This is a genomic window from Rhizobium tumorigenes (genome assembly GCF_003240565.2).
In the GTDB taxonomy this organism is placed as follows: Bacteria; Pseudomonadota; Alphaproteobacteria; order Rhizobiales; family Rhizobiaceae; genus Rhizobium; species Rhizobium tumorigenes.
This window is the reverse complement of record NZ_CP117259.1, coordinates 93,857-114,358: the sequence shown is the minus strand read 5'-3', so window position 1 is coordinate 114,358 and position 20,502 is coordinate 93,857. Positions and strand designations below refer to the sequence as shown.

The 20,502-nt window shown below is 61.4% G+C and carries 18 protein-coding genes; 8 read left to right on the top strand and 10 right to left on the bottom strand.

Features of this window, described 5'->3' with window-relative positions:
• The first annotated feature begins 99 nt into the window (after positions 1-99).
• Complete coding sequence (locus PR017_RS26130; RefSeq protein WP_111221011.1) at positions 100-1,101, top strand: sulfate ABC transporter substrate-binding protein; 1,002 nt, start codon at positions 100-102, stop codon at positions 1,099-1,101.
• A 68-nt stretch (positions 1,102-1,169) separates the two neighbouring features.
• On the opposite strand, the gene PR017_RS26125 is transcribed toward PR017_RS26130, so the two are convergent.
• From PR017_RS26125 to PR017_RS26080, 10 genes are all read right to left on the bottom strand, one after another.
• Positions 1,170-1,496 (bottom strand): DUF1236 domain-containing protein, encoded by a 327-nt coding sequence (locus PR017_RS26125; protein WP_111221010.1) that lies wholly within the window; start codon positions 1,494-1,496, stop codon positions 1,170-1,172.
• A gap of 156 nt (positions 1,497-1,652) precedes the next feature.
• Positions 1,653-2,603, bottom strand: coding sequence for an ADP-ribosylglycohydrolase family protein (locus PR017_RS26120; protein ID WP_240539024.1), 951 nt, complete (start codon positions 2,601-2,603; stop codon positions 1,653-1,655).
• A gap of 174 nt (positions 2,604-2,777) precedes the next feature.
• Complete coding sequence (locus PR017_RS26115; RefSeq protein WP_111221009.1) at positions 2,778-4,493, bottom strand: glycerol-3-phosphate dehydrogenase/oxidase; 1,716 nt, start codon at positions 4,491-4,493, stop codon at positions 2,778-2,780.
• On the bottom strand, positions 4,490-5,263 hold the full coding sequence (locus PR017_RS26110) for a DeoR/GlpR family DNA-binding transcription regulator (RefSeq protein ID WP_111221227.1): 774 nt from the start codon (positions 5,261-5,263) through the stop codon (positions 4,490-4,492). The genes PR017_RS26115 and PR017_RS26110 overlap by 4 nt, the downstream gene beginning before the upstream one ends.
• Positions 5,260-6,792 (bottom strand): FGGY-family carbohydrate kinase, encoded by a 1,533-nt coding sequence (locus tag PR017_RS26105; protein ID WP_111221008.1) that lies wholly within the window; start codon positions 6,790-6,792, stop codon positions 5,260-5,262. The genes PR017_RS26110 and PR017_RS26105 overlap by 4 nt, the downstream gene beginning before the upstream one ends.
• 172 nt (positions 6,793-6,964) lie before the next feature.
• Positions 6,965-7,858 (bottom strand): DeoR/GlpR family DNA-binding transcription regulator, encoded by an 894-nt coding sequence (locus PR017_RS26100; protein ID WP_111221007.1) that lies wholly within the window; start codon positions 7,856-7,858, stop codon positions 6,965-6,967.
• 307 nt (positions 7,859-8,165) lie between these two features.
• Entirely contained in the window at positions 8,166-9,125 is a 960-nt protein-coding gene (locus tag PR017_RS26095) for a D-ribose ABC transporter substrate-binding protein (protein ID WP_111221006.1), read from the bottom strand.
• 69 nt (positions 9,126-9,194) lie between these two features.
• Positions 9,195-10,295 (bottom strand): ABC transporter permease, encoded by a 1,101-nt coding sequence (locus PR017_RS26090; protein WP_111221226.1) that lies wholly within the window; start codon positions 10,293-10,295, stop codon positions 9,195-9,197.
• A 23-nt stretch (positions 10,296-10,318) separates the two neighbouring features.
• Positions 10,319-11,863 carry a sugar ABC transporter ATP-binding protein gene (locus PR017_RS26085; protein ID WP_111221005.1) on the bottom strand — a complete coding sequence of 515 codons (1,545 nt, stop codon included), beginning with the start codon at positions 11,861-11,863 and terminating at the stop codon, positions 10,319-10,321.
• A complete protein-coding gene (locus tag PR017_RS26080) occupies positions 11,860-12,516 on the bottom strand; it encodes a DUF2291 family protein (protein ID WP_111221004.1) in 657 nt (218 codons plus the stop codon). Before PR017_RS26080 ends, PR017_RS26085 begins: the two co-directional genes overlap by 4 nt.
• Before the next feature lie 687 nt (positions 12,517-13,203).
• Between PR017_RS26080 and PR017_RS26075 the strand changes: the two genes are divergently transcribed.
• The 7 genes from PR017_RS26075 to PR017_RS26045 all read left to right on the top strand — a co-directional run bounded on the left by PR017_RS26075 (position 13,204) and on the right by PR017_RS26045 (position 20,355).
• Entirely contained in the window at positions 13,204-14,169 is a 966-nt protein-coding gene (locus PR017_RS26075) for a sugar-binding transcriptional regulator (protein WP_111221003.1), read from the top strand.
• Positions 14,170-14,243: 74 nt separating this feature from the next.
• Entirely contained in the window at positions 14,244-15,812 is a 1,569-nt protein-coding gene (locus tag PR017_RS26070; protein ID WP_111221002.1) for an FGGY-family carbohydrate kinase, read from the top strand.
• Between the two features lie 82 nt (positions 15,813-15,894).
• Positions 15,895-17,406: a glycerol-3-phosphate dehydrogenase gene (locus PR017_RS26065; RefSeq protein ID WP_111221225.1), complete on the top strand. Its 1,512-nt coding sequence runs from the start codon at positions 15,895-15,897 to the stop codon at positions 17,404-17,406.
• Between the two features lie 64 nt (positions 17,407-17,470).
• Entirely contained in the window at positions 17,471-18,403 is a 933-nt protein-coding gene (locus PR017_RS26060) for a sugar phosphate isomerase/epimerase family protein (RefSeq protein ID WP_111221001.1), read from the top strand.
• An 81-nt stretch (positions 18,404-18,484) separates the two neighbouring features.
• Entirely contained in the window at positions 18,485-19,252 is a 768-nt protein-coding gene (locus PR017_RS26055) for a triose-phosphate isomerase (protein WP_111221000.1), read from the top strand.
• 39 nt (positions 19,253-19,291) lie between these two features.
• Positions 19,292-19,744, top strand: coding sequence for a D-erythrulose-4-phosphate isomerase (gene derI, locus PR017_RS26050; RefSeq protein WP_111220999.1), 453 nt, complete (start codon positions 19,292-19,294; stop codon positions 19,742-19,744).
• Positions 19,745-19,854: 110 nt separating this feature from the next.
• Positions 19,855-20,355 (top strand): hypothetical protein, encoded by a 501-nt coding sequence (locus tag PR017_RS26045; RefSeq protein ID WP_111220998.1) that lies wholly within the window; start codon positions 19,855-19,857, stop codon positions 20,353-20,355.
• The last annotated feature ends 147 nt before the right edge of the window (positions 20,356-20,502 follow it).

Sequence of the window (20,502 nt, the reverse complement as noted above, 5' to 3'; positions counted from 1 at the left end):
ATATTCCAAGTCACTGCCAGCGATGCCAATCCATACCTCGTATCGCGAGGTGGGTTGGCATAATTTTGCGGCATATTTCAGTATTTCCCGGGGGTTTTCATGTTTCGGTCCTTGATCTTCGGCGCGGCCTTGGCCGCTGCTCTTTCCGGCGCGGCGATGGCCGAAACGCCGGACAAGATCCTCAACGCATCCTACGATGTTTCGCGCGAGCTCTTCGTCGCGGTCAACAAGGCGTTTGTCGCCAAATACAAGGCCGATACCGGCCGGGACATCACCATCAAGCAGTCCCATGCCGGATCCTCCGCACAGGCGCGTGCCGTGATCGAGGGGCTGGATGCCGACGTCGTGACGTTCAACCAGGTGACCGATATCGACCATCTCGCCGAAAAGGGCGCTGTATCAGCCGATTGGAAGCAGCAGTTTCCGAATGGCGCCTCGCCCTTCTACTCCTTCCCGTCGTTCCTGGTGCGGGCCAGCAACCCGAAGAACATCAAGAACTGGGACGATCTGGTGCGTGACGACGTCAAGGTCGTCTTTCCCAATCCGAAGACATCGGGCAATGCGCGCTATACCTATCTAGCGGCCGTCGCCTTCGCCAAGCAGGCCTATGGCAACGACGATGCCAAGGTCGCTGCCTTCACCAAGAAGCTGTTCAGCAACGTACCGGTCTTCGACACTGGCGGCCGCGCCGCAACCACGACCTTCGTCGAACGGGACATCGGCGACGTGCTGGTGACTTTCGAGGCGGAGACGCGCGGCATCGCCAAACAGTTCGGAGCCGACAAGGTTGCCGTAGTCACGCCGGCGGTCAGCCTGCTGGCAGAATTCCCGGTCGCCATCGTCAACAAAGTTGTCGACAAGCGCGGCTCCCGCGAGGTGGCCAAAACCTATCTCGACTTCCTCTACACAGCCGATGGCCAGCGGATCCTGGCGCAAAACGGTAACCGCGTGAACGATCCCGCCGTCAGCGCAGAGTTCAAGGCCGATTTCCCGGAGGTCAAGTTGTTGAAGGTCGAAGACGTCTTCGGCTCATGGGAAAAGGTTCAGAAAGAACATTTCGCCGATGGCGGCCTGCTTGACCAGTCCTTCGGCAAACACTGAAACACCTCCAGAACGAACAAACCCGCCGGGCAACCGGCGGGTTTCTCATGACTGTTGGTAGCAGCCACTCATGGAATGATCTGCACCACCTTCCGGCTCGAGGGCTCGACGATGACCCTCTGGTTGTTGACGATCGCATAGGCGTAGTTGGCATTGTCCGGCACCGGCACCAGGATCACATGCGACGAGAGCGCCTGCCCAACGACCACGGGCTCCTCCACAAGCGCTGTCGACACCGGGTTAGGCTGCCCCTCGACAAACGAGACCACGGCACCCGGAGGCGCAGCCATCGTCTCGACACCAGCCGCACCCGCGCCGGATGCACTCGCTGCGTAGCCGATAACGGTAAAAGTTGTAAGCGCAAGAGCGCCTGAGACTATCAGGGCCTTAACCATCGTATGCTCTCCAAAATGGAATTGTCATAACGAAAACGGTTGTGGAGCCCTGTACGTTCCACCCGGGAGGCGCAGGAGTCATCACGCTTTGCGATGCGTGTTATAGGAGGTGAAGGGGTGGGGCGATGACAAATTCCCGCGAATCCCGGCCGTAACTCACGCTCCCAACAAACGTCCAGCGACCTCGGTTGCGTCGATGGGCCAATAAATGGCGGGACGCGGGCGGAATACACGAGGATCGCCATCTTCTGGACGACACAATAGGAGAGTTTGGCGCCAGCGCTGAGGAACTGAACTTTCCCCTTCTAATGCACCTATCAATGCCCCTGCTATCGCGGCGTTTGTATCTGTGTCACCTCCCTGCGAAATTGTATCAACGAGACACTCCTCCAGCGAACTTGCATGCAGCAACTGAAAAACGGCATTCTGAAATGCAATCAACACCCACCCTTGTTGCGTGATGAAATCTCTGGGCCGCTCGGTCTTCGCGTCAACGAGCGCCTTCCGTACCATGAAATCCACATCGAGTTCTTCAGCCCAAATTAGGATGTTCTTATATATTTCTTGTGGATCGGAGCCGTACGCAATCGCGTGCGACAACGCGCGCGTAAATAGGTTATTTATCTGCCGGCAAATCGGGTTCGGATGCGTGATGATTGCGTCTTGCTCGGCAAATTTCCCAACTAATTCGGCTGAGAAGCGGGAGCCAAATATTCCGAGTGGTGATACCCGCATCAAGGCCCCGTTGGCCTGACTCGCGTGATCGGGATCATAATTGATTCCCCGATAGACGGTGTTCCCGAAGTCAAACGGCTTTGAGGCAAACCACGTTTCGTAAGCCGTCCTCGCACTGTCTTGTATGTATTTCCCCTCAGAGATGATCGATCTTGCCAAAGCTAAGGCCATCTCGGAGTCATCCGTGGGCTGGCCCGCAATCGTGCACCAAGTTCCACCGTCATGCATTTCGCGAACACCGTTGGGGTAATCGCGGCGTATCTTTTCAGGTTTTTGGAACTCGACCAAGGACCCGAGGGCATCGCCGCAAAGCTGGCCAAGGATGCAGCCCGACGCCCGTGATCGCATTCCCTCGTTTACAGGTCCGTTCATTCGCTGAGCACTCCCGTTCCCACCAACCGGCTATCGTTAGCAGCACGACCCGGTAGAGGGAAGTCGGCACTTTTAGGTCTGCATTGCATCCCGCCAATCAACCAATCAGCAAGCAAAAAGCATCGATCTCTCTTATGATGTAGCAAAATATCCGACACTGACGCGCCACCAACTTCACTTAACCCGCATATGGTTCCTCTTGGCGAGCTGTGTCGTTACCGCCTCAATCTCGGCTGATACCCGTGTCTCATCCCAGCCGCGCATGACGGCTACGTCAGCTGCGATCCGTTGCAGGTCGTTGAGCGTCAGCGATCCGGTGATGGCGAGCGTGGTGCGGCGCATGACGATGTCTGAGAGGTGCTCTACGCCCTCGTTCTGGAGGATGTAGTCGATTTCCGCGAGGCTGTGATCCGTTGAATCCGGCAAGCGGTCGCGGTCCGTCCACTTGCCGCGGTGGCGGGCGATCTCCCTGGCCTTGGTGCCGTAGCGCGTCAGGAGCTGGTCGAGGCGGGGGATGTCGAGGCCGGTCTCGGCGCTTTCCCGCTTCAACCATTCGGCACGAGCCGTGGCGGTGGTCGGAAAGTCCTTGCCGCCGCCTATCGGCATGGCGCGCGTCGTGGTCTTGCGGCTGGCGCCCATGCGCTTGAGGATGGTGTCGGTCACCTCTTCGGCAAAGCCGCGAAAGGTCGTCCATTTGCCGCCTATCAGCGAGATGATCGGGAAGGGGCGGCCCGTATCGGGTTCGGCGACAGGTGCGGAATGGTCGCGGCTGATCAGACCGGGGATGGATGCGTTCGAGGCCGGCAGCGGGCGGATGCCGCTATAGGCGTAGACGATCTGGCTGTGATCGAAGGTCATGCCCGGCAGCAGGCCCCGGAGGCTGTTTATCATATAGTCGATTTCCTGCGGATCGGAGACGACGCTGTCCGGGTTGTCTGCCGGGATATCGGTCGAGCCGACCAGCGCAAGTCCGAGATAGTCGTAGACGAGGCAGATGCGCCCGTCATCGGCCTCGAAATAGATCATCCGGCCGTTCAGCGCCTTCAGCAATTCGTCGTGCTTCAACAGGATATGCGAGCCCTTGGTGCCGCCGATCATCTTCGACGGCGCGCCGAGGGCGGCGTTGACATGGTCGATCCACGGCCCGGCGGCATTGACGACGAGCTTCGGCCGAACGGAAAAGGCTGGGCCGTTCTCCGGCTGGAAGGTCAAAACACCGTCTTTGGCGGATGTCAGCGTCGTGTAGTTCGCCATGGCGGAACGCGGATTGGCCTCGAGGCCATCGGTCACCAGCTCCAGCACCAGCCGTTCCGGGTGGCTGATCTTGGCGTCGTAGTAAGTGCCGGTGGCGACGATTGACTTGGTCATAGCCGGGATGTCGCGCAGGGCCTGCTTTCGGCCGATGAGCTTGTGGCGCGGCATGACCCGGTCGCGCGAGCCGTAGTAGTCGTAGATGGAAAGGCCGATCTTGATGAGGATCGCGCCTCGGCTGCGGGGTGCGCTGGTTGAGCCGAACAGGGTACGCAATGCGGCGAAGATGCCCTTGGTCCAGGAGAAGATCGGAATGATCGTCGGCAGCGCGGTGACGCAATGGGGAGCGTTCTTCAAAAGCAGATTGCGCTCGAGAGTCGATTGCGCCACCAGGCCGAATTCGCCGGTTTCGAGATATTTGAGCCCGCCATGGATGAGCCTGGAGGGTGCTGCGCTGGTGCCTGCGCCGAAATCTGTCTTTTCGACGATCAGGCAGCTGATACCCTGGGCGCAGAGATCGCGGAAGAGACCGGCGCCGTTGATGCCGGCCCCAAGGATGACGACATCGACACTACCATCGGCGGTCATCGTCGCAAGGCGGCTGGCGAAGTCGACCGATGCTGTTTCCGGGGGAGTCATGATGCCATCCTTACGATTTTAAGCCGTACACCGGCCTGTTCAAGCTTTTGCGCTGTTGCATCGGCGATGCCGTCGGTAACCAGCACGGCGTCGAAGACCGTCAGCTCGTCAAACACGTGCAGGGCCATCCTGTCGAATTTGCCATGGTCGACGAGCAGCAGCCTACGGCGGGAAGCTGCCATCATCGCCTGCTTGACCCGCACGACCTGCTGGTCCTGGATGAACCCGGTGGTGCCGGTGATAGCCGAGGTGGAGCAAATCAGGATGTCGGCGCGCAGCCGCGAGATCGCATTCTCGGTGACGAGACCTATGAAGGCGTTGTAGGTGCGGTGATACTGGCCGCCGAGGGAGATGAAATCCATGTCCTCGACATGGATCAGCATCTCGGCGGTCGACACGCTGTTGGTGATGACCGTCAACGGCTTGATCTCGGCCAGCAGCGGCGCCACGGCGCTGGCCGTGGTGGAATCGTCGAGCATCACCACCTGTCCGGCCTCGACATAGTCCAGCGCGGCGCGGGCCAGTGCATCCTTCTCGGCACGCCCGACCGTCATGCGGTAGCGGAACGTGCTCTCATAGATGCCGGAGGGCTGCACGGTGACAGCCCCATGCAGCTTTCGCAGCACGCCCTGCTGGGCCAGCTGCTCGATATGGCGGTGAATGGTCATCCGCGACACGCCGAAATGCGTCACGAGATCATCGATGCGGACCTGCCCGCACTTGATGACATAGTTTGCAATTTCCTCGCGCCGCTCGTCGGCCTTGATCACGCGACGGTCTCCGTCGGCATGCCCAGCCGCTCGATAGCCGGCCATTCCGATTTCAGGGCTTCGGCAAGGCGTGAGTAAAGGGCAAAGCGCTCGTTGAACACGGCGCTGCGGGCGGCATCCGGCTGATAGGTCCGGCTGGTGGCGCCGACGGTCAGATGCGGTTGCTGCGGCGAGGCGTAGACGCCGATGGCCGTGCCGGCACAGAGCGCGGCGCCGAAGGCCGCCGGCTCGTCCGTCGAGGTGACGGTCACCGGCAGGTTCAGGATATCGGCAAACATCTGGGCGAACGCCGGGTTGCGGGAGGCGCCTCCAGTCAGCCGCACCTGGCCGAAGGGGAAGCCGTCGCGGAGGGCATCCACGTGAGTACGGTGATTGAAGGCGATCCCTTCCAGCACCGCCTTCAGCATGTCGCCCCGGTCGTGCCAGCCGTGCAGGCCGAGGAAGCTGCCGCTGGCAAGATTGCCGTAGGGCGAACCGAACAGGTAGGGGTGGAAGAGGATCGTCGAGGGCCGCTGCAGCGCCGCGTCGATCTCGGTTGCCAGCAGCGCATGAATTGAGCCACCCTCAGCGGCTGCGGCGTCCTGCTCCTTCCGGCAGAAGGTGTCGAGAAACCAGTCGTAGTTGGCCGTCGAGGCCGGAGAAATCGACATGGCATTCCATTGGCCGGGCGCAATGGCGTTGCGGCAGAACCAGCGGGGATCGGTGAGCGGCGCTGGCGAGACGACCTCGTTGATCGAATAGGTGCCGGCAACGATGCTGATCACGCCTTCGACATGGCCGCCGATGCCGAGCGCCGAAGCAGTGACATCGTGCAGGCCACAGGCAACGGGTGTGCCCTCGACGAGCCCGGTAAGAGCTGCGGCCCCGGCCGTGACATGGCCGACGATATCACTGGAATCTGCGATGGGCGGCAGGGCACTTTCCACCTGCTCCAGCCCGTAGATGCGCAAGGCCTCGGTCGAATAGGCTTGCGTCCTGACATCGGTGAAGGATGTGCTTGCTTCGGTCCGGTCCGTGCCGATCGTGCCGGAGAGGCAGAAGCGCAGCCAGTCCTTGCAAGCGAGGACGTAACCGATGCGGCCGAACCGCTCAGGATCGTTTTCCTTCAACCAGGCAAGCAGGGCCGATGGCGCGGATGCATGCGGCACCTGGCCGGTCAGGGTCAGCGCTTCGTCGAACAGCGAGCCTTCCGACCAGAGGTCGACAATCCCTCCAGCGCGGCTATCGAGCGAAAGGATGCCGGGGCCGAGCGGCTGGCGGTCGTGGTCGAGCAGATATATCCCGTCGCCGTGGGCAGTCGCGGCAACGGCCTTGATGTCGCCGGACGGCCGGCCGGAAAGGGCTATCGCCTCCGATATCGCCTCTGCTGTCGCCTGCCAAAGGCCTGCCATATCGCGCTCGACAAAGCGCGCGCGGGGTATCGACTGCGGCACCCGGCGTCGCGCCACCGAAAGCTGCGTTCCGTCGATATCGAAGATGACTGCCTTGGTGACAGTCAGGCCGTTGTCGATCCCTAGCAAGCTGGGCATGGTTTTCGCTCCCTTTTACGACCGGGTGCGGGAGCGTCAAGACGAGCGCTCGTACCACAGCTGCAACATCACTGGATCATATAAAAATGGTAAGTTCACGTCAAGTGATGTTACATTTAGCGAAGGTCGAAAAGGTGCATGAGCCGCCTCGTTCCAGCGAAGTGAGTGAAAGCTATCGGGCCTGGGGATCGTATCGCTTCAGCGCGGATGCATGGCTTGAGCCGCGCGTCGGAGCCACCACGACATTGATGCCCTTATCGCGCATGCGGGCGATATGGACCGGCGGCGTACCGTCGTCGACGATAACGATGTCGAAATCGGTAAGCGGCGAGAACACGTGCAGGGCACGCCGGTCGAATTTGGTATTGTCGGCGAGAAGGATGCGGGTGGAGGCGGAATCGAACATCGCCCGCTTGGTATCGACCATCTCGAGAAACTGGTGAAAGACGATATCGTCGGTGATGGCAGACATCGACATGAACAGCGTGTCGGCCCGCAGTTGCGAAATCTCATGGGTCGTCATGCGGCCCATGAAGGCATTGCACCAGTTGTAGTACTGGCCGCCGAGACCGAGCAACGTCAGGTCGCGGATACCCTTGAGATCGTTCATCAACGTCAGCGAGTTGGTGATGACGGTAAGCGGCACGGCAGAGGGCAGGAATTGCGCCATCTGCAGCACAGTCGTGGAATCGTCGAAGAAGATCGCCTGTCCTGGCTCGACGAAGCGCATGGCGGCTAGCGCCAGCGCACGCTTTTCGACCGACTGGCGACTGGAGCGGTAGACGTCGCTGGATTCGATCAGGCTTGTCGGCGCCGCCGAGGCGATGCCCCGCGTCTTGCGCAGGATACCACGGCTGACGAGTTCGTCGAGATCGCGGTGGGCGGTCATCAGGCTGATGCCAAAGCGCTCGGCCAGATCCTCGATGCGTACCGAGCCTTCGGCCATGACGGTCTCAGTCATCTGCTGGCGGCGGGCCAGCTGGCGCGCCAGCCGCGTGTCGCTCGGAACCTGCTCCTGCATCAGCGGATTTTCTGGCGTTTCGTCGGTATCGTCGTGGTCAGCCATGGTCACCGGCCCAGGCCTGTCATGCCGTCGGATGCGGCTACGGGCAACGTCGCAGAGGCAGCACGTACAGCACCCGTCGTCTTCAGCAAATGCGAGGACATTGTCATCACGTTCGGGCCGGCATGCTCGAGTTCAATTGGGCGGTTGTCCCGCCCGGCCCACTATCTATGGCGCGAACAGGACGCCGTCACAAACGGTAATGCGTCGCGACCCGACATGCCAACGGTCTAGGGTGTGGACAAGTCAACCTATTCGCGGGCTTTGGTCATGAAGAGGAGGCGGCCCGAAGGCCGCCCCCGAAGTCGGATTACTCGGACAGGGTGAAGGGTGCCGTGTACTTGGCGATGTTGTCCTTGTTGATGATCAGGCAATCGAAGAGCTGCTTCTCGGTTTCGACACCGGTCTTGCCCGTCTTCAGGAACGAATCTGCCTGGTCGACAGCCTTTGCCGAGAACACGGCGACAGGCTGCAGAACGGTGTACTGCAGTTCTCCGGCCTTGATGGCAGCCACAGCATCCGGCGAACCGTCGAAGCCGCCGACCTTGATGCCCTTGAGCTTGCCGGCTTCCTTCAGCGCAGCGATCGCGCCGAGAGCCATTTCGTCGTTGCCGCTGATGACGCCGGTGATGTCCGGATGGGCCTGCAGAAGGTTCTGCATCTTGTCGTGACCCTGGGTACGATCCCAGTTGCCAACGTCGGAACCGACCTTTTCGAGATCGGGATACTGCGTCAGCACCGTTTCATAGCCGTTGGAACGGGTCGCGGCGTTGTTGTCGGAAGGCGCGCCGAGAAGTTCGACGTATTTGCCCTTGTCGCCAACGGCCTTGATCCATTCCTGCGCACCGAGGGCAGCGCCCTGGGCGTTGTTCGACACGAGCTGTGCCTTGGCAAGACCGGCCTGGTTGATTTCAGCATTGACCAGGAACACCGGAATGTTGGCGGCAACGGCCTTCTTGACGGCACCGACGGAACCGCTGGCATTGGCCGGATCGAGAATGATCGCGACCGACTTGTTGGTGATCGCGGTATCGATCAGGTTGCTCTCGGTGTTGGTGTCACCCTTGTGGGCGCCGACATTCGAGGTGTAGCCGAGCTTCTTGGCTTCAGCCGCAGCAACGTTGCCTTCGGTCAGCCAGTAGGGGTTGGCCGGGTCGTTGACGATGATCGAGATCAGGCCGTCGGCGAATGCCGAAGTAGACGATGCGGCCATAAGCGGTCCGGTGAGAACGACAGCCGACAGCATGAGAAGTCTTGTCTTGTTTAACATGGAAACTTTCCTCCTTGGTTGATGGTAGTGCCGGTTACCCGGAATTCTTCTCGGCTGCGGAACAAGCCTTCACGCTTTACCTCCCAGTTGCGGAGAAGTGGTCTGGCCGCCCGTCGAGACGGGTTTCTTGGCGCGGCGGCTATACTGGATGGCATTGAGCAACACCGCGAGCACGATGACCGCGCCGGTGAAAACCGTCTGCCAGTAGGACGAGATGCCGATGATCACCAGACCGTCGGACAGGAAGCCGATGACGAAGGCGCCGAGCAGCGTGCCACGGATATTACCGCGTCCGCCGGTGAGCGCCGCGCCGCCGATGACGACGGCAGCAATCGCAGTCAATTCGTAGGATGTCCCGGCCGTCGGCCCGGCCGACGTCAGCTGCGAGGACAGGATCAGGCCGGCAATCGAGGCGCATACGCCGGAAAGCACGTAGACCAGGATCTGCACACGCTTGACCGGAACGCCGGAGAGTTCGGCTGCCCGCTCGTTGCCGCCGGAAGCATAAAGCCAGCGACCGAAGGCGGAGCGATTGAGCATGACACTGACGAGGAACGCGATAACGACAAGCACGACGACGCCGAGTGGCACGCCGGCCAACCGGTTGAAGCCGAGCCAATCGAAGCCGGTGTTGCCGAGTTCGGGCTTGCCGCCGAGGTTGTTGTAGGTGAGGCCGTTGGTCATCAGCAACGCCACGCCGCGCACCATGTACATGACACCGAGCGTCGCGACGAAGGCTGGAACCTTGAAGCGGGCAATCAACACGCCGTTGACCAGCCCGACGAGCGCGCCGAGGCAGCAGGCCAGCACGGCGACGACCCAGACCGGGGGAAACAGGATGACGCCGAACACCTTCAGCGTGATGCCCTGCATCATGAAGCCGGCGATGCAACCGGACAGGCCGAGCGTCGACCCGACCGAAAGATCGATGCCGCCGTTCAGGATGACCAGCAGCATGCCGACCGCGAGAATGCCGAAGATGGCGACGTGCGAGGCCATCGTCAGGAAGTTGGCGGTCGAGAAGTAATAGGGCGAAAGCATCGAGAAGACGACGATGATGAGGATCAACGCGAAGAAGGCGCGCCCCTCGAGCAGCAGGCGGCCAAGGTCGAAGCCGCCGCTGAAGAGGCCTGGCTTGGTGGTTGCGCGGGATGGACCAGCTTCGCTCATGGTCATGGCTCCGTTCTTCTTCGTCATTGTTCGATCACCGCTTCGCCAGAGGCGGCCATGATCTGCTCTTTTGTTGCGTCGGACCCGAACTGCGCCGAGATCCTGCCCTTGCTCATCACGATGATGCGGTGGGCGATGCTCAGGCATTCCGAGACTTCCGAGGTCGAAAACACCACTGCAAGACCCTGCGCTGCCCGTTCGGCGAGCAACTTGAAGACCTCGGCCTTGGCGCCGATGTCGATGCCTCGGCTGGGCTCGTCGAGGAGGATGACGCGGGGATGGGTGGCGAGAATTTTGCCGATGACGACCTTCTGCTGGTTGCCGCCGGACAACGAGCCGATCGGCGCGCCGCCGCCTGCCGTCTTGATGTGGACATTGCGGATGGAATCGTCGATCAGCGTCTTTTCGCGGCTGTGCGACAGCAGCATGCCCTTGACGAAAGTGCCGATGCTGGCGAGCGACAGGTTGGTACCGACCGACATCGTCTGGACGAGACCGTCCCGCTGGCGATCTTCGGGAACGAGCGCCAACCCGCGACCGATGCGATCTGCGATGCTGAGCTTCGACACGTCTTGGCCTTCGAGCATCACCTTACCGCCGGTTGACGGGACGCGACCTGCAACGCATTCGAGCAACTCGGTACGACCGGCGCCCATCAGGCCGTAGATGCAGACGATCTCGCCGGCACGCACGTCCAGCGACAGGTTGTCGACCACGGAATAGCCGGTACCCGAGGCATCAGCGACGCTAACGCCGCTGACCGAAAGCGCGACATCGCCAAACTCGTAGCCCGATGGCGGCGAACCGAGATCGAAGTTTTCGCCGACCATGTTGCGGACGATCCATTCGAGGTCGATGTCCTTGACGTCAGCCTTGGCCGTCATCGCTCCATCGCGCAGCACCACGGCATAGTCGGTAATCTGCAGCGCTTCCTCGAGATGATGGGAAATGTAGACGATGGATACGCCACGGCTGGTAAGATCGCGGATGACCTTGAACAGCACTTCGACCTCGGTTGCGCTCAGCGCCGATGTCGGCTCGTCCATGATCAGGATGCGGGAATCGACGGAAAGGGCACGGGCGATCTCGACGATCTGCTGTTGCCCGAGCCTGAGCTCCTCGACGCGGGTCATCGGATCGATATCCTCGTTGAGATCCGCCATCAGCGCCTTGACCTGGCGGGCTTCCTCGGCGAAATCGACACCCATCGGGCCTCTGATCTCGCGACCCATGAAGATATTGTCGCGGATGCTCAGATTGGGCGCCAGGCTGAGTTCCTGGTGGATGATGGAGATGCCACGGTCGCGGGCATCGGTCGAGGAATTGAACACCACGCGTTCGCCATCGAGCACGATATCGCCGGAGGTCGGCGTCACGACGCCTGACAGGATCTTCATCAGCGTCGACTTGCCGGCGCCGTTTTCGCCGAACAGCGTCGTCACCTTGCCGCGACGAATATCGAAGTTTACACCCTTGAGGGCATGAACGTTACCATAGGACTTGGCGACGTTATGCGCCGAAAGAACGATGTCTCCGTTCTGCGGTGCGGGCTTGAGTGCGGCGCTCATTGGACATCCAGCTTGGCCGGCGTGACAAGCCAGCTATTAGGGTTGATGAGCTGGAAGACGCCGACGACCGACACGGTTTTGCCGGTAAGATTTGCTGCGTCGATCTTGGAAAGCACCTGCGCCTTCATTTCCTTGTTCAGCGCCGAGCCGGCATTCTGGTACTCGATCTGGTTGGTAAACTGGTCGAAGGTCACGGTACCAGTGGAATCGCGCAGGTCGGTGCCGTTGATCGCCGGGCCAGTCTGGACACGGATCGTCACCGTGCTCGGAACACCGGGAACCGCAACCGTATAGATGCCGGATTTGGCAGCACCGACGACGCCGGTGAATTTGACTGAAATCTCCGGCCCTACGCCACCGGGCACGCCATACTGCTTGGCCGCCGCGTCCTTGTTCGCTGCAATTGCGGTCGCCAGGGTGTCAGCGCTGACTGCCCGCTTCTCGATCGCCGCCTGGATCTTCGGAAACTCGGTCGAACCGAATGTCTCGGGCGAGAACGCATTGGGCTGCGCGCCCGCCTCGGAGCCGATCTTCACAACCTTGGTATCGAACGCCATGGCAGCGACCAGCACGACAATGGCGACGGAACCGATGATCAGGCCGAGGCGGGGCTTGGGAGGATTGGGTATCGAGGTACCGACCAGATTGCTCATGGTGTGACCACCTTTGACTTGACGATGCGGGAAGGGGAGAGGCTGCCGCGCCAGAGCGCACTGCCAATGGCGACAGGGACAGCGAAACGATGAAGACGAACGGGGTGAGGCGCTGAAACTTGCATGGTCGCCCCTCCTCCAAGCGGCGGATTGCGTCAGGCTCCGAATGGACAGCCCTCTGCATTATGAATGTCACTTGAAGCGGAGTTTCCTCAACCCGCCGGTTCCGGCTGTGGTATAATTATGTTATCAGCCACTTTCAATATGTGATATACCCTGGATGTTGTCAATTACCTCGGAGCTGTTTCAGAGCACAAAAAACAAAGCCCGAGGCCGATAGAGCAACATGAAAGCATGAAGTGAAGACCGCGGATAGAGCGGACCTAAACCGCATTGTCCAATACCTGAGTCTATTCGGTATGCAAAAACCGTCAACTCGCGGCCATATCTAGCTTAAAATGCTCAATATTGCGGCAGTTTTCGGCAAATTCGGGTTAGTGCGGCCTGTTTAAGTCTGCAGACCGCCTCTTGAGGTCACGGAGACCTGCAAGGGCAATACCTCTCCCACTCCATCCGAAATTCCCCCAAATACGACATGTGATAATGTTGACTTATGTTATAAAAACGTGCAAAAAATTACATTGACCGACAATAATTTCAGTTGAATCCAGAGGCTTCGGAAAGCACATGGCGCGATTTGCCGACAAGCGCGACAATGAAGACAGCCTCGCCGTGCGCGCGGCCTGGCTTCATTACGCTGCCGGCCTGACGCAATCCGAAGTCGCCAACCGCCTCGGCATCACCAGTGTTAAAGCACATCGGCTGATCGCGCGCGCAAACCAGAACGGTGCCGTGAAGGTGACGATCGAAGGCGACATCGCCGAATGCGTGACACTCGAGCGCCGGTTGGAGAGCGACTACGGCCTCACCTACGCGGAAGTGGTTCCTGATCTCCATGAACAGGGGTTGCCTCTCAAGGCACTCGGCATGGCCGGGGCCGGCTTTCTGCAGCGCGAGATCGAGAACTTCCACGGCGGCGTGATAGGCATCGGCCATGGCCGGACGCTGGCGGCGGCCGTGAAGGAAATGGCCCGCCTCGATGCCGGCCGGGTACGGTTCGTATCGTTGCTCGGCGGGGTGACACGAAACTATGCGGCAAACCCGCATGATGTGATGCATCGCCTGACCGAGAAGACGGGGGCAGCTGCCTACGTCATGCCGATCCCGCTGTTTGCCAACACCATGGAGGATCGCGAGGTTCTCCTGTCGCAACGCGGCGTGCGCGAGATTTTCGAACTTGCGGCAGGCGCCGATCCGATGGTCGTCGGCATCGGCACCGTCGAGCCGGACGCGCAGCTGGTGGCGTCGCATATGATCGAGGCGGCGGAGATCGCTGAAGTCCGCGAACTCGGCGGCGTCGGCGAGGTGCTCGGGCATTTCTTCGACAAGACTGGCAAGGCGTTGGAGACATCGCTGTCGGCGCGAACATTGTCGCCGGGTCTTGATGCCATGAAGGGCCGGCGTATCGTCGCGATTGCCGGCGGCAAGAACAAGGTCGGGGCGATCGCGGCGGTGATGAAAAGCGGATTGCTGAGCGGACTGATCACTGACGAACGCACGGCGCAAGCACTGCTGCGAGATAACCTGGCCTGAGGGGACGGGTGAGGGGGAGAGTTCTATGGATAACAGCATGATATCGAGCAGTACCGAAACGGGAACCAGATTCCATGGCTGATGCCGGACAGGACATCCTCGTCGGCATCGATGCCGGCACCTCGGTGATCAAGGCCGTGGCGTTCGATCTTGCCGGACGGCAGATTGCCTCGGCATCGGTCGCAAACCGCTATAATTCGGGACAGGACGGTTCGGCGACGCAACCGCTTGCCCGGACCTGGGACGAATGTGCCGCCGCACTCCGGGGACTTGGCGAAAAGGTGCCGGAGCTTGCCGCGCGGACTGCTGCAGTCGCCGTAACGGCACAGGGGGATGGCACCTGGCTGGTGGGCGCTGACGATGCCCCGGTCGGAGACGCCTGGATCTGGCTCGACGCGCGCGCCGCGCCGACGGTCAGAAAGCTGGTCGGCGCATCCGGAGAGCGGACGCGCTTCGAGACCACCGGAACCGGCCTCAACACCTGCCAGCAGGGCGCACAGATGGCTCACATGTCTGCCACTGCGCCGGAGCTGCTCGACCGCGCCGAAGTGGCTCTGCATTGCAAGGACTGGCTCTATCTCAATCTCACCGGCGTTCGTGCCACGGACCCATCCGAAGCTTGCTGGACCTTCGGCGATTTTCGAAGCCGCTCCTACGATGACGGGGTAATCGCGGCGCTGGGGCTTTCATCGCGACGGCATCTGCTGCCGGAAATCATCGACGGGACCGAGGTGACGCATCCGCTGACGGTAGCAGCCGCCGCCGCAACCGGCCTTAGGCAGGGCACGCCCGTCAGTCTCGGCTATGTCGACATGGTGATGACCGGCATGGGTGCAGGCGTCTGGACCGGCGACCTCTATGCCGCCTGCACGGTCATCGGCTCGACCGGCGTCCACATGCGCCCGGTCAAAACAGCCGATGCGCAACTGAATGCCGAAGGAACGGGCTATATCATGGCGCTGCCGGTGCCGGGCATGGTGACGCAGATGCAGACCAACATGGCAGCGACGCTCAACCTTGACTGGATCCTGCACGTGGCCGCCGACCTGATCGGCGAGGGCGGCACTGCACCTTCCCACGCAGAGATGGTCGCCCGCATCGACAACTGGATGGCGGCGAGCCGGCCGGGAGCCGTTCTCTATCACCCCTACATTTCCGAAGCCGGGGAAAGAGGCCCGTTCGTCAACGCTAGCGCACGCGCCGGTTTCATCGGGCTGAATGCCGGACATCGTTATCCCGATCTCCTGCGCAGCGTTATCGAGGGTCTCGGCATGGCAGCGCGCGATTGCTACGTGGCGATGGGTGCACTGCCGCGCGAGTTGCGGCTGACGGGCGGTGCTGCCCGTTCCAAGGCACTGGGCGGCGTGCTTGCTGCCGCTACCGGCGCTAGTGTCCGCGTCTCGGCGCGCGAGGAGGCCGGGGCTGCCGGTGCGGCGATGATGGCGGCGGTGGCCGTCGGCGTCTACCCTGACATGAACGCCTGCATCGCCGAATGGGTCACGCCCTTGCTCGGTGCGGGTACAGCACCGGACCCGTCGCTGGTGCCGGTCTACGACCGGACGTTTCCAGCCTATAGGCAGGCGCGCGAGGCACTCGAGCCCATATGGGACATGCTCGCGGCCCAGCAGGCGCCGGCTGCATGATCCCCTTCAGACTGACCCCGATCGACAATCACATCCGGCAGAACCGGAAAAAGACACTGGCACATGCCGCAGGAGAATGCAGATGAGCGATATTCAAACGGTAGACATGTTCATCATCGGTGGCGGCATCAATGGCGCCGGCATCGCGCGCGATGCTGCGGGCCGTGGGCTGTCGGTGATCCTCTGCGAAAAAGATGACCTTGCGCAAGGCACGTCGTCGCGCTCCGGCAAGCTGGTGCATGGTGGGTTGCGCTACCTCGAGTATTACGAATTCCGTCTGGTCCGCGAAGCCCTGATCGAGCGCGAAGTGCTGCTGAATTCAGCGAGCCACATCATCTGGCCGATGCGCTTCGTGCTGCCGCACAGTCCCAATGATCGGCCCGCCTGGCTGGTGCGCCTAGGCCTGTTTCTCTACGACCATCTCGGCGGCCGTAAAAAACTGCCGGCAACCCGCACGCTCGACCTCAGGCGCGATCCCGAAGGCGCGCCGATCAAGGACAAATACACCAGGGGCTTCGAGTATTCCGACTGCTGGGTCGACGATGCCCGACTGGTCGTGCTGAACGCCAAGGACGCCGCCGAACACGGCGCCGAAGTGCTGACGCGCACCGTCTGCAACTCCGCACGGCGCGAGGGCGATCTGTGGCGGGTGCAGATGACCGACACGCGCACCGGCGCCAAGCGCGTCGTCATGGCGCGGGCTCTGGTCAATGCCGGCGGCCCCTGGGTCAACGACATCATCGGCCGCGTCGCCGGCACCAATTCCAGCCGCAACGTTCGGCTAGTCAAGGGCAGCCACATCATCACGCCGAAATTCTGGGACGGACCGCAGGCTTATCTGGTGCAGAACCACGACAAGCGCGTGATTTTCATCAATCCCTACGAGGGTGACAAGGCCCTGATCGGCACCACCGACATCCCCTACGAGGGTGCGCCTGAAGCCGTTTCGGCCGACGAGAGCGAGATCGAATACCTGCTCAACGCCGTCAATCGATACTTCAAGCAGACGCTCCGCCGCGAGGACGTGCTGCAGACGTTCTCCGGCGTCCGGCCGCTCTACGACGACGGCAAGGGTAACCCTTCCGCCGTTACCCGCGACTACGTCTTCGACCTCGACACGACGGGCGGCGCGCCCTTGCTGAATGTCTTCGGCGGCAAGATCACCACGTTCCGCAAGCTCGCCGAACACGCTATCCAGAAGCTCCAGGCGACCTTCCCGAAGATGGGACCAGACTGGACGGCCAAGGGCATCCTGCCGGGCGGCGACATAGAGGGCGCCGACGTGCCTCGCTTTCTCGAAAAGCTGCAGCGCGATTATGCCTGGCTGCCGCGCGGGCTCGCCCGCCATTATGCCCGCCTCTATGGCGCCCGCACATCGAAGCTGATCGGCGGTGCCACATCGGTGGCAGCCCTCGGCCAATGTTTCGGGCCCAACTTCTATGAGGCAGAAGTGCGCTACGTGATCGAGCAGGAATGGGCAGAAACGGCGGAGGACATCCTGACCCGCCGCACAAAGCACGGCCTGCACATGAGTGCCGAAGAAAAGGCCGCTTTCGGCGCCTGGTTCGATGGGCAAATGGCGCGCTCGGCCTGAGCCACTGCGATTTTTACAGGCGTAGTCGACGAGGTCGGCCACGCACCGTTTACAGGAGCTACCGATGGGGCTGACGCTGTCGCTTAACACCAACCCGCTGGTCAACCGCTATGCCGAGCCGGCCGACCTGATCGGCGCTATCGCGCGTGACCTGAAGATCCGCGATGTGCAGTTGACGCACGAGTTCATCAACCCCTCCTGGCCCGCTGCCGTCATCCGGCGCCTGACGCGCGACATGCGATCTGCATTGACCCGCACCGGCGTACGCGTCACCTCCGGTATGACAGGGCCCTATGGCCGCCTCAACCATTTCGGCCATCCGGATGCGGATGTGCGGCGCTACTATGTCGAATGGTTCAAGACCTTCGCCGACATCACCGCAGATCTCGGCGGCAGCTCCGTCGGCACGCAGTTTGCCATTTTCACCTACCGCGATTTCGACGACGCGGCGCGGCGCGAGGAGCTGATCAAGATCGCCATCGATTGCTGGGCCGAGGTGGCCGAGCATGCCAAGGCAGCGGGTCTGAGCTACGTGTTCTGGGAGCCGATGTCGATCGGCCGCGAGTTCGGCGAAACCATCGCTGCCAGCTTTGCCCTCCAGGATCGCCTGACCGCGGGCAATATGGCAGTGCCGATGTGGATGATGGCCGATATCGACCACGGCGATGTCACCAGCAGCAATCCGGACGATATCGATCCCTATGCCTGGGCACGGGCGGTGCCGCCGGTGTCGCCGATCATCCACATCAAGCAATCGCTAATGGACAAGGGCGGCCACCGGCCGTTCACGGCGGAATTCAACGCCAAGGGGCGTGTCCAGCCGGAGCCGCTGCTTGCCGCTTTCGCCGAGGGCGGCGCCAAAGACAATGAAATCTGCCTGGAGCTGTCGTTCAAGGAGCGCGAGCCCAACGACCGGCAGGTGATCGAGCAGATCGCCGAGTCGATCGCCTTCTGGGCGCCGCACATCGACACCGGGATTTCCGACCTTAACCTCTAGCCGCCAGCCGCCTTGGCGGCGCCGGTTGTCATCGTAGCAGCATGAATTTGGGCGCAGCCCTGAGCGCCGGGAGAGAAGACCATGACCGAGACGCCTTTCTGGATCGGCACGAGTTGGAAGATGAACAAGACGCTCGCTGAAGCGCGCAGCTTTGCCGAGGGACTTGCCAACGCGGAGATCGTCAACGATCCGCGCCTGCAATGTTTCGTCATCCCGCCCTTTACTTCTATCCGCGAAGTTAAGGCGATGCTGAAGGACAGTGCCGTCAAGGTCGGTGCCCAGAACATGCACTGGGCTGAATCCGGTGCCTGGACTGGCGAGATTTCACCGCTGATGCTGGTCGACTGCGGCATGGATGTCGTCGAACTCGGCCACTCCGAGCGACGCGAATTCTTTGGCGAAACCGATGAGACAGTCGGCCTCAAGGTCGAGGCGACCGTGCGTCACGGAATGATCCCGCTGATCTGCATCGGCGAAACACTGGCCGACCGCGAGAGCGGCCGCGCTGACGAGGTTCTTGCCGCCGAAGTGCGCGGCGCGCTGGGCAAGCTTAGCGAGCAGCAGCGGACAGCACCGCTGCTGCTCGCCTACGAGCCCGTCTGGGCAATCGGTGAAAATGGCATCCCGGCGAAAGCCGATTATGCGGATGCCCGCCAGGCCGAGATCATCAAGGTTGCGGAGGGAATCCTCGGGCGCCGTGTGCCGTGCCTCTATGGCGGTTCCGTCAATCCCGGCAACTGCGCCGAACTCGCGGCCTGCGACCATATCGACGGCCTTTTCATCGGCCGCTCGGCCTGGAATGTCACCGGCTATCTCGACATCCTGGCCCGCGTTTGTGCCGTTCTCTGATCGACCCCATATCCAGTTCACACACGAAGGAGAAAACCCATGAAACTCGCAATCGCTGGCGATAGCGCCGGAAACGGGCTCGCCCACGTCCTCGCCGAATACCTGAAGGACCGCCACGAGGTCTCCGAAGTCTCCAAGCCCATCGATGGCTCGGACGAATTCTACGCCAATCTGTCGGCTCGCGTCGCCGCCGATGTGCTGGCCGGCAAATACGACCGCGCCATCCTCGTCTGCGGCACCGGCATCGGCGTGTCGATCTCCGCCAACAAGGTCCCCGGCATCCGCGCCGCCCTTTGCCACGACACCTATTCGGCGGAGCGCGCAGCTCTATCCAACAACGCCCAGATCATCACCATGGGCTCTCGCGTCATCGGCAGTGAAGTCGCAAAATCCATCGCCGATGCCTACCTCGCGCAGACCTTCGACGAAAACGGCCGCAGCGCCTCCAACGTCGCCGCCATCAACGAACTCGACAGCAAGTTCCGCGACTAAAGCATGACCTCCACGGCTTCAGCCCACCGAGGCCGTGGATGCCCGTCCAGGCGTCAGTTGAACCAAATCCTTTCGAATGCGTTAACGAGCGAAATCGGAAGGATTTACAAATGGAACTCCATGACAGAACGCTCGAGCAGTGCACGTCGGAAACACCAATCGACACAGCGCCGCTGCTCCACGCCGGTCACATTGTCCGCGAGTTTCTCGTCTACCTGAAATCCAACCCGATTACCGAGACAAGGCTTGTAGACATCGAAGAACTGCCTTCACCGAAGAGCACTTTGGTGAACGCCTTCCGACTGCTGATCGCCAACGAACGCCGGATGCAGCAGCGCTCCCAGTTACAGAAAATCGGCCTCCTGATCGCCCAGTTCCAGCCGATTGACAAACCGTCCGACCAGGAAGAACCACGCGACCCCCTCGCGTCATGGATAGACGATGCCGCGGAAGCAAAGGCTGCCAGCGAGCAGAACTGGTTGTCGGCCTACCGCGAGCACCAGGAACTGACAGAACTCTTCGATCTCTCGGCGCGAATGGCCGAGCAGGGTACAGCTTCAACGGACGGAGCGGCGGCTGCGGAGCAATCGATGGAACTGCGGCCGCACTGATCGCGCTAAGCGCCCGGCGTCATGCTCACACATTGTGCAGACGCATTATTGCCTCAGCCTACAACTTTGACTTGATGACCATCGGACGATTTTCCCCGCATATTGCTCGACCATAAGGCTGGCACAAGCTGCAGCCCCTCCAATGAT

Bases quoted from the DNA above. Each gene is read 5' to 3' on its own strand.
- PR017_RS26100 (WP_111221007.1), bottom strand. From the start codon at position 7,858: ATGGCTGACCACGACGATACCGACGAAACGCCAGAAAATCCGCTGATG.
- PR017_RS26120 (WP_240539024.1), bottom strand. From the start codon at position 2,603: ATGAACGGACCTGTAAACGAGGGAATGCGATCACGGGCGTCGGGCTGC.
- PR017_RS26065 (WP_111221225.1), top strand. From the start codon at position 15,895: ATGAGCGATATTCAAACGGTAGACATGTTCATCATCGGTGGCGGCATC.
- PR017_RS26115 (WP_111221009.1), bottom strand. From the start codon at position 4,493: ATGACTCCCCCGGAAACAGCATCGGTCGACTTCGCCAGCCGCCTTGCG.
- PR017_RS26095 (WP_111221006.1), bottom strand. From the start codon at position 9,125: ATGTTAAACAAGACAAGACTTCTCATGCTGTCGGCTGTCGTTCTCACC.
- PR017_RS26080 (WP_111221004.1), bottom strand. From the start codon at position 12,516: ATGAGCAATCTGGTCGGTACCTCGATACCCAATCCTCCCAAGCCCCGC.
- PR017_RS26085 (WP_111221005.1), bottom strand. From the start codon at position 11,863: ATGAGCGCCGCACTCAAGCCCGCACCGCAGAACGGAGACATCGTTCTT.
- PR017_RS26090 (WP_111221226.1), bottom strand. From the start codon at position 10,295: ATGAGCGAAGCTGGTCCATCCCGCGCAACCACCAAGCCAGGCCTCTTC.
- PR017_RS26070 (WP_111221002.1), top strand. From the start codon at position 14,244: ATGGCTGATGCCGGACAGGACATCCTCGTCGGCATCGATGCCGGCACC.
- PR017_RS26055 (WP_111221000.1), top strand. From the start codon at position 18,485: ATGACCGAGACGCCTTTCTGGATCGGCACGAGTTGGAAGATGAACAAG.
- PR017_RS26130 (WP_111221011.1), top strand. From the start codon at position 100: ATGTTTCGGTCCTTGATCTTCGGCGCGGCCTTGGCCGCTGCTCTTTCC.
- PR017_RS26125 (WP_111221010.1), bottom strand. From the start codon at position 1,496: ATGGTTAAGGCCCTGATAGTCTCAGGCGCTCTTGCGCTTACAACTTTT.
- PR017_RS26045 (WP_111220998.1), top strand. From the start codon at position 19,855: ATGGAACTCCATGACAGAACGCTCGAGCAGTGCACGTCGGAAACACCA.
- PR017_RS26105 (WP_111221008.1), bottom strand. From the start codon at position 6,792: ATGCCCAGCTTGCTAGGGATCGACAACGGCCTGACTGTCACCAAGGCA.
- derI (WP_111220999.1), top strand. From the start codon at position 19,292: ATGAAACTCGCAATCGCTGGCGATAGCGCCGGAAACGGGCTCGCCCAC.
- PR017_RS26075 (WP_111221003.1), top strand. From the start codon at position 13,204: ATGGCGCGATTTGCCGACAAGCGCGACAATGAAGACAGCCTCGCCGTG.
- PR017_RS26060 (WP_111221001.1), top strand. From the start codon at position 17,471: ATGGGGCTGACGCTGTCGCTTAACACCAACCCGCTGGTCAACCGCTAT.